The organism is Zetaproteobacteria bacterium, from assembly GCA_003696765.1.
Classification (GTDB): domain Bacteria; phylum Pseudomonadota; class Zetaproteobacteria; order Mariprofundales; family J009; genus RFFX01.
Map to the genome: position 1 here is coordinate 1 of RFFX01000069.1, position 4,855 is coordinate 4,855.

The window sequence follows — 4,855 nt, forward strand, 5'->3', positions numbered from 1 at the left end:
GGCATGGTCCGCCGCTGTCGGATTACAAGCTGGTGGCATTTGATCTGAGCGCCTATGCGGGCCAGCAGGTTCAGATTCGCATTGCCCATCGCGCGGACTGGACTGCGCCGGGTGCGTACATCGACGAGATTCGTGTGGATGATGAGGGAAGCGACCCCGATGGCGATGGCATTGTCGGTATTCTTGGTGAATATCTGACCGCAGGCCATGTCGGGCTAGATCCGTTCCTCGCCGACACCGATGGCGATGGCGTCAACGACGGGGTGGAGATCGCGGCCGGCACCGATCCGCTGCTGGCAACCAGTCTGCCGGCGCCCGTCTTCTCCACTGCGCCGTTGGTCAACTCGGTGGCCGGGGTGGCGCCCGACGATCTCCACGCCTTCGATTACAACAACGACGGCTACGCCGACGTGTTGCTCACCGGGCTCGTTCCGGGCAGCGATGTCTACGGCATGGCCGGCGACGGCACCGGGGGTGTTGGCGTCGCCGTGCCGCTTGCGCCGGCCCCATTGAGCGGTGCCTATCGCTTCGCGGTCGGTGATCTCAACGGCGACGGCTACGACGAGCTCGTCGTCGGCACCGATGCGCTCAACGGCACGGAGCTCTATGTGCTGATGAACAACCAGAACGGCACCTTCGCCGCGCCGGTGGGCTACCAGGACGGCCTCATCTCGACCACCCACACGCGCAGCGTGGCGCTGGCCGACATGAACAACGACGGCTACACCGACGTGGTGGTCGGCTACCTCAACGACCTATACACCACGGTCTACCTCGGCTCGGCCAACGGCACCCTCACTCCGCACGGAGGCTATCCGCGAGTCGATGCGGGGCGGCCGATCCACCTGGCGGTGGCCGACTTCAACGGCGACGGCAACCTCGACGTGGTCGACAGCGGCTCGATCGCGCTCGGCGACGGCACCGGCGCCCTGGGGGCGCCGAGCCCGCTCAACCTTCTTGGTTCCCCGGGCATCACCGTGGGCGACATGGCGGCGGCCGATCTCAACCGCGACGGGAAGATGGATCTGGTCATCGCCGCGGTCGACACCTTTGCAGTCGCCGGCCAGCTGATGGTGTTCATCGGCAATGGCGACGGCACCTTCGCCGCGCCGATCGTCACCACCACCGGTGGGACGGGGGCGACGGGGCTGGCCGTGGCCGATTTCAACTACGACGGCAAGCTCGATGTCGCCTTCGCCGATGCCGCCCAGAGCACCGTCTACATCTTCCAGGGCAACGGCGACGGCACGGTGACCGCCAAGACCCCGGTGGTCAGCACCGGAGCCCGGGGCCCCGTGGCGGTGGACATGGACCACGACGGCCGGCTGGATCTCGTGGTCTATGAAGCGACGGGCGTGGTGCGGATCTGGCGCAACCTCACCGTCACCCAGGCGATCGGAGGAGGGATGTGAGGCACGCACGGCGGCGTGGTGCCGGGGCGGCCGTTCCGGCGCCACGCTTGGTGGCGGCGCGCGTGTCGGGGCGGCTACGGCTCCTCCCCCGTGCGCATCGTCCGGGCCAGCTCCTCCGCCCGTCTGCCCACCTGCCGCGCCCAGCGCGAGTCGAGCATCTCGTCGGCGGCGGCCGGCCAGTCGCCCCGCTCGATGGCCGCGATCATGCGGCGGAAGCCGAGCAGCCGGGGCAACCCCAGATTGAAGCCCATGTCGATGATCGCATGCTTGCGCGGGGGATCGAGCGCGGCGAACCACGGTAGGGGTTGCAGTTCGGCGATGACGGCGCGCAGGTCGTTCTCCAGCAGGAAACGCGCCTCCTCCTCACGGAGGCCGACGTCATCGAGGTTGCGGCCGACACCTATGGTCAGCTTTCCCACCGAATCGCGGTAGGGCTTCAGCCGCATCCCTTCGTGGCGGATGAGCAGCGCGCTCAGCCGTTGCAGATCGACGCCATCCGGCGCCTCGTCCCGCCGTGCGCCCGTCCCCGCGGGGTCAGACGGCGGCACGGCTGCGGCAGTCGGTGCGTCGGAGCACCGATACCCCTCCTACGTCAACTGAAGTTCGTCGGCCCAGAAGATCGCCTCCATGTAGAGCGCGGGGATGTTGCACCGCTCCAACGGCTCGATCAGCGACTCGATCCGCTCCCAGTCGCCCTGCTCGATCGCCTCCAACAGATCGATCAGCGCCCCCTGCCGGCTGCTTCGGTCCAGGAGGCCCCGGCGCACCGGCTCCGGCAGGCTCAGATCGGCGATCGCCTCCTCCATCGGCTGGTCGAGCATCGCCTCGAGCAGGGAGAACATGCCGAGCACGAAGTAGTCGCTTTTGTGTCCGGCCTGTCCGCTCTGTTCGGCAAGCGTCTCGAGAAAGCGGCCCCGGATCAGGCTCTGCTTGATCAGCTCGTCCGGCTTGTCGGCGGCGGCGGCGGAGAGGGCCACGATCGAGGCCCAGGTGCGCACGCTCCTCAGGCCGAGCAGGGTGAGCGCGTGGCGGATCGACTTGATCTCCGCCCGCAGGCCGAAGGCGGCCGAGTTGATGTATTTGAGCAGCTTGTAGGTGATGCCGGGGTCTCGGGCGATGGTCTCCTCGAGCTCCTCGGCGCTCTCCGCCTCCATCGCCTGCCGCATCAGCTGCAACGCCTGCGCCTGATTGGTGCTCATCCCCTTGCGGCTCAGGGTGGCCGGCTTCTCGTAGAAGTAGCCCTGGAAGAGGTGGAAGCCGAGCGCCATCGCCTCCTTGTGCTCCTCGGCGGTCTCGATCTTCTCGGCCAGCAGCCGGCCGTGGAAGAACTCGGCCAGCCGCTTGCGCTCGTCGGCCAGCGAATGGGGCAGCACGGTGATGTCCACCTTGATCAGGTCGGCCAGCTCGACCAGCGGCTGCAGGTGGGGGGCGTAGACGAAGTCGTCCAGCGCGATGGTGAAGCCGCGCTCCTTCCACTTGCGTAGCGAGACGAGCACCTTGTCGTCCGGTTCGATCTCCTCGAGCACCTCGAGCACCACCCGGCCGGGCGGGAGCAGTTCGGGGAAGTCGCCGGTGAGGAAGTCGTAGGTGCCGTTGACGAAGAGCAGCTTGCCGCCGGCCACCTGGTCGATGCCGATCTGCATCAGCGTGTTGGTCAGCACGGTGGCGGTGGCCTGCTCGCCGCTGACCATGCCGGAGGAGTCGGTCGCCTGCCGCGCCGGGCGGTAGAGCAGCTCGTAGGCCTCGACCTCGCCGTCGCGGTTGAAGATCGGCTGCCGGCCGATGAAGACGTTATCCTGCATGGGCGGGCTCCTGATCGGGATGAAGGCGCGCGATGCCGCGGCGCAGCCGACGCAGCGACTCCTCCTTGCCGAGCAACGCCAGCGTGGCGTCGATCGGCGGCGAGACCGGCCCGCCGGAGAGCAGAATGCGGATCGGCTGGGCCAGCTTGCCCATGCCGAGCCCATGCTGCCGGCACAGCCGCTCGATCAGCCGGTGGATGGCCTCGGGCTGCCATGCATCGAGCGCCTCGGCCTGCGCGATGAAGGCGTCGAGCAGCGGCCAGACGGCGGCGCGCAGGTGCTTGTTCACCGCCTTCTCCTGGTAGTCGGTCGGCGCGCGGTAGAAGAAGCGGGCCCCTTCGACCAGCTGGTTCAGGTCGTTGCTTCTGGGCTGGAGCTGGGTGATCACCCGGTCCAGCGGCGGGGTGGCCTCGGCCGCGTCCAGCCCCAGCGCCGCGGCCACGGCATCGACCAGCGCGGCCGGCTCGCTGTGGCGCAGGTGGTGGGCGTTGATCCAGTCGAGCTTCTTCCGGTCGAAACGGGCGGGGGCCTTCCCTACGGCGGTCAGATCGAACAGCTCGATCAGCTCCTCGACGGAGAAGATCTCCTGATCGCCGTGCGACCAGCCCAGCCGGGCCAGATAGTTGACCATCGCCTGCGGCAGGTAGCCGGCGTCGCGGTAGTCGGTGATGGCCACCGCGCCGTGGCGCTTGGACATCTTGGCGCCGTCGGGGCCGTGGATCAGCGGGATGTGGGCGAACTGCGGCACCTCCAGCCCCAGCGCCCGGTAGAGCTGGATCTGGCGCGGGGTGTTGTTCAGGTGGTCGGCGCCGCGGATGACGTGGGTGATGCCCATGGCGGCGTCGTCGACCACCACCGCCAGGTTGTAGGTCGGCGAGCCGTCGGCGCGCATGAGGATCAGGTCGTCGAGCTCGCGGTTGGCGAAGCGGACCGGCCCGAGCACCAGATCCTGCACCCAGATCTCCCCCTCGTCGGGCGAGCGGAAGCGGACGACGCAGTCGGGGGCGTCGTCGGCCGGCGGATGGTTGCGGCAGTGGCCGTCGTAGCGCGGCTTCTCGCCGGCGGCGAGAAGCCGCGCGCGCAGCTCGGCCAGCCGCTGGCGGCTGCAGTTGCAGCGGTAGGCCAGCCCCGCATCGAGCAGCCGGTCGACCGCCGCCTTGTGCTCGGCCTCGCGCCGGCGCTGGAAGCAGACCTCGCCGTCCCAGTCGAGCCCCAGCCAGCGCAGGCCGTCGAGGATGACGGCGGTGGCCTCGTCGGTGGAACGGGTGCGATCGGTGTCCTCGATGCGCAGCAGGAACCGACCTCCGTGGTGGCGGGCGTAGAGCCAGGAGAAGAGCGCGGTGCGTGCGCCACCGATGTGCAGCATACCGGTGGGGGAGGGGGCGAAACGGGTTCTGATCAAGCTGGTTTATACCGAATCATGCCCGTCCATGGGCTGGTTGCCCGACCGTCCTGGCCGCAGATGCCGACTGCTTGCGAAGTCGTCACGGCTGATGGAATCGCAAAAAGTCCGTCCGTGGACTTTTTGCTTGACGGGGATCGAAGAGCGCGGTCTTCGATCCCCTTACAAATCCGTCGGTTGCGTCTGCAACCTCCGGATTTGCGCGACCCTCCATGGTCGCGATGATGGTTTCTTGCGAA

The 4,855-nt window shown here is 68.2% G+C and carries 4 protein-coding genes; 1 reads left to right on the forward strand and 3 read right to left on the reverse strand.

Annotated features, from left to right (window positions below; genetic code table 11):
- On the forward strand, positions 1-1,412 hold a 1,412-nt coding region (locus D6682_06735; protein RMH50500.1), incomplete at its 5' end, for a VCBS repeat-containing protein.
- A gap of 74 nt (positions 1,413-1,486) precedes the next feature.
- On the opposite strand, the gene D6682_06740 is transcribed toward D6682_06735, so the two are convergent.
- The 3 genes from D6682_06740 to D6682_06750 all read right to left on the reverse strand — a co-directional run bounded on the left by D6682_06740 (position 1,487) and on the right by D6682_06750 (position 4,580).
- Entirely contained in the window at positions 1,487-1,897 is a 411-nt protein-coding gene (locus D6682_06740) for a lysozyme (protein ID RMH50503.1), read from the reverse strand.
- Between the two features lie 102 nt (positions 1,898-1,999).
- Positions 2,000-3,214 carry an HDOD domain-containing protein gene (locus D6682_06745; GenBank protein RMH50501.1) on the reverse strand — a complete coding sequence of 405 codons (1,215 nt, stop codon included), beginning with the start codon at positions 3,212-3,214 and terminating at the stop codon, positions 2,000-2,002.
- The gene (locus D6682_06750) at positions 3,204-4,580 is read right to left on the reverse strand and encodes a glutamate--tRNA ligase (GenBank protein ID RMH50502.1); all 1,377 of its coding nucleotides are present in this window, start codon (positions 4,578-4,580) and stop codon (positions 3,204-3,206) included. Before D6682_06750 ends, D6682_06745 begins: the two co-directional genes overlap by 11 nt.
- Positions 4,581-4,855 lie beyond the last annotated feature (275 nt).